Genomic DNA, 1752 nt, shown 5'->3' with positions numbered 1-1752 from the left:
CGCGCAGTTCCTCGATTTGCTGTTCGATGCTCATGTCTGCCTCCTGGTCTTGCGAAAGACAGGGACTTCGCCCGGCAGCGTGGGGGCCGGGTCAAGGACCGCGAAGCGGCCGCGCCAGCGGCGATGGGGGTCACGATTTTGCGCGGCAAAATGGTGGGGCCCCGTCGTCCTTGAAGCGGCCCGCACGCTGCCGGATACTCAGCCTTTGCCGAGCGGACACCCTTCCTCCGTCGCGTGGACCAGCATCGGCCCGAGGGGATTCCGTCAAGAATGACGGGCATGAAAAAGCCGCCCGAGCCGCAAAAGCGGCGGGCGGCAAAAGGGTCATGTTGCGGGCGGCGGCGAACCGCCACCCGCCGATCGTCTAGGCAGCTTCGCGCTCCGCCGGGGGTTCCGGCTGACGCTCGGCCCTCACCCGCTGCACATGCTCGTGCATGCAAACGGAGCCGACGCCGCCGCGCGCCGTATAGTCGGACGGCGGGAAGGCCATCCAGCGGGGCATCCATGCCTCGACCTTGGCGCGGCCATTGTTGCCGTCCAGGTGGTCGCGGACGATCTGCTTCAAGGTCGCCCCTTTCTCCTTGGCGTTGGCGGCTGCGACCTCCTCGCCCGCGATGTCGGCCACGAGCGCGGTCAGCACTTCCCTGTCGCGCACGCACTCGAAGAAGGCCTCGTCGGCCTGCCAATAGCGCGCCATGTCGAGGCCGATTTCGAGGCCGGTCGCCTCGACCGCCGCGCTGCCCGCGGCGAGCGTTTCGCCGATCACGACCGCGATCACGTCCATCACCGCGCGGTCGGGCAAGTCGAGCAGGCGCAGGAAGACCGACGCCAGCCCGGTGCCCTTGCCGTTGCCGCCCGAGACGGTCGGCTCCTCTTCCGAGAAGCCGAGCAGCGCGAGGACCGAGCGCCGGTGCGCGTCGAACTCGGTTTCGCCCCGGCATGTCTCGACGCTTTCGCGCACCGCTTCGCTGCGCGCCGCCTGTGGCTCGACCCGCACGGTCCAGAGCGGCGAGCCAACGATGGCGTGGGCGACCATCAGGCGCAGCGCGACCTTCGGATGATGGAGCAAGGCGGCGCGCACGGCGGCATGGCGGTGGAGGTCGATATAGGTCTGCATCGCGTTCGACACCTCCGGACGCGGCGTCTTCACATTGCTCGCAATCGCCTCCCCGGCTTCGAGCCGCTTCGCTTCTTTCGCGGTCACATAGCCCTCGAAGAAATCGACCTCGCCGCTCTCGCGCACATAGATATAGACGCGCCCGCCCTTGCGCTTGGGCGCCTTGCGATACTCCCAAGACGAGAAATATTCGCCGCGCGGGATCACGACGACGTCGGGCCATCCGGCGTCGAGATAGTCTTCGCGCCGTGCCGCAATGGCGGCGTCCTGCTCTTTCCAGAAAGCATCGCTGTCCGCGAAATAGCGGTCCTCGCCGAACAGGTCGGCAATCACCGCCAGCCCACTTGCCTCGACGTCGAACAGGGCATGGTCGACCTTGATCGACGCGCCGCCGAAGAGCCAGGCCTTCAATTGGTGGCCGGTCGGACAATAGGTCTGCGGGTCGTCGAACAGCGCGAGCCATGCCTTCTGCTGGCTCTTGCTCGCCAAGGCCAGGTGCCGAACGGTGGCGACGTCGATATCCTCGCGGCGGTAAAGCCCGCGGATGCGCGGCAAGAGATTGCCGAGCGCGAGGATGCGCTTCACGCCGAGCTCGGGGATGCCGAAGGTCGCGGAGATATCCCCGGGCGAGCGGC

1 protein-coding gene is annotated in these 1752 nt (G+C 67.5%); it reads right to left on the bottom strand.

Going from position 1 to position 1752, the window contains the following annotated elements; genetic code table 11:
* Nucleotides 1-364 precede the first annotated feature (364 nt).
* Nucleotides 365-1752 (bottom strand): chromosome partitioning protein ParB (locus VGD20_RS19555; protein ID WP_331136047.1); only part of this gene is annotated, 1388 nt, incomplete at its 5' end.

Source organism: Sphingopyxis sp., assembly GCF_036402335.1.
Classification (GTDB): Bacteria; Pseudomonadota; Alphaproteobacteria; order Sphingomonadales; family Sphingomonadaceae; genus Sphingopyxis.
Note: the sequence above shows the minus strand (reverse complement) of the source record. Positions and strands in the feature narration are given on the sequence as shown.